The following is a 1943-nucleotide window of genomic DNA, read 5'->3' on the forward strand; positions in this document are numbered from 1 at the left end:
GCCGTCACCCGGCCGCGGCTGCGCGGGCGCCGGCCGCGCGACCTGGCCGCCGGGGTGGTGCTCGGCGGGATCACCGCCTGCGGCTTCGCCTTCACCGAGAACGCGCTCTACCTGGGGCGGGCGTTCACGGACGACCAGCAGCAGCGGCTGGACAGCATCGGCCTCGGCGAGCCGCCGAGCCTGCGCGACTTCGACAGCACCGTGCAGACCTTCGTCCTGCGCGGGCTGCTCTCGCCGTTCGCCCACCCGCTGTTCACCGCGCTGACCGGGCTGGGCCTGGCGCTGACCCTCAGCACCGGGCGCCGCTGGCTGGCCCGGCTGGCGGCGCCGGCCGGGCTGGTCCTGGCGATGGCCCTGCACGGCACCTGGAACGCCGCCGCCGACCTCGGCACCCACGGCTTCCTGCTGGTGTACGCGGTGCTGATGGTGCCGTGCTTCGCGGCGCTGGTCTGCTTCGCCGCCTGGGCCCGGTCGCGGGCCGGGCGGCACACCGCGCGGGGGCCCGCGCGAGAACGGTGAAGGGGCGGCGGGGGACGGTGGGGCGGGTGGGCCGAGGGGTGGATGTGGAACCGATTTCCCATTCGGGCGGCTTCCCCGTATGGTTGTGTTCACCGACGCGGGGTGGAGCAGCTCGGTAGCTCGCTGGGCTCATAACCCAGAGGTCGCAGGTTCAAATCCTGTCCCCGCTACTCAGTAGCCGAAGGCCCGGAGGATTCTCCCTCCGGGCCTTCGTCATGTCCGGGCCTTCGTCCGGCCCGCCGTCTCCGGCGGCTGCGGCTGCTGCTGCTGCTGCTGCTGCTGCTGCGCGACGATCCTGCCACGAAGCTGTAACGGCGCGGCGCGTCAAGATCAGATAAATAATCCTTCGATCATACTGAGCGGGTAAGTCACCCGTTCGGACGCGCACTGTCGCGCCGGGTTAGGAAACACTCATGCTGTCGAAGCGCCTTGCCGGCACCGCCGCGATCTGTCTGCTCCTCGCGGCCGGGGCCACCGCCTGCGGTGACGACAAGCCCTCCGCGGCGAAGCTGGACACCGCCAAGCTCAGCGCCGAGGAGATCCAGCAGAAGGCCAAGGACGCCCTGGCCGGCGCCGAGTCGGCCAAGGTCGCGGGCTCCATCGGCAACGGCGCCGAGAAGATGACGGTCGACCTCGCGGTCGACACCAAGGGGCAGTGCAAGGGCGCCATCACCATGCCCGGGATGGGCAAGTTCGAGCTGCTGGGCGACGGCAAGCAGGTCTACCTGAAGCCCGACGCCGAGTTCATCACCGCCGTCGCCGGTGGCGGCGCGGAGGGCGCCCAGGCCGCCGAGCTGCTCAAGGGCCGCTACATCGCGGGCGTCCAGGACGACCCGGAGATGAAGGAGCTCACCACCGCCTGCAACCTCAAGGACCTCACCAAGAGCTTCCTGGAGGACGGCAAGTCCACCGGCCTCACCAAGGGCTCGGCCGGCACCGTCAACGGCACCAAGAGCTTCAGCCTGAAGTCGAAGAACAGCGGCGGCGACGAGGTCGTCCTGCACGTCGCCACCGAGGGCGCGCCGTACCCGCTGCGGGTCGAGAAGGCCGGCAAGGACGGCGGCCAGATGGACTTCACCGAGATCAACAAGCCGCTGACCGTCCAGGCCCCGCCGGCCGACCAGGTCATCGACTACTCGAAGTTCAAGTCCGGGGCGACCGGCGCCTGATCCGGCGGCGAGGCGGCCGGGAACGGCCCCGAATTAATGCGTTGCCCTCCGCCCGGTGGGCTGCCTATGGTGGCGGCACACTGAAAGGAGGTGATCCTGAATTGAGTTCCATCAGGATGTGTGAGGTGGCTGCTCGCTAGAGCCGCCCCTGCCTGCGCAGGGTGGGGCCATAGGCCTCCGGCAGGCGAAATCCCAAGCAGTCACCCGGCCCGCGGGCTCACCGGTCCATCCCCGGTGCCTCGGCGCCCGGCCCTT

General features: G+C 70.4%; 2 protein-coding genes and 1 tRNA gene. All 3 read left to right on the plus strand.

Going from position 1 to position 1943, the window contains the following annotated elements:
* Window positions 1-519: PrsW family intramembrane metalloprotease (locus ABD308_RS36090; protein ID WP_344344396.1), on the plus strand; the 519-nt coding region annotated here is incomplete at its 5' end.
* A gap of 96 nt (window positions 520-615) precedes the next feature.
* Window positions 616-689: transfer RNA gene (locus tag ABD308_RS36095), tRNA-Met, on the plus strand.
* Window positions 690-932: 243 nt separating this feature from the next.
* Entirely contained in the window at window positions 933-1688 is a 756-nt protein-coding gene (locus ABD308_RS36100; RefSeq protein ID WP_344344398.1) for a hypothetical protein, read from the plus strand.
* Window positions 1689-1943 lie beyond the last annotated feature (255 nt).

Origin of the sequence: Kitasatospora putterlickiae (genome assembly GCF_039527695.1) — a bacterium.
GTDB lineage: Bacteria > Actinomycetota > Actinomycetes > Streptomycetales > Streptomycetaceae > Kitasatospora > Kitasatospora putterlickiae.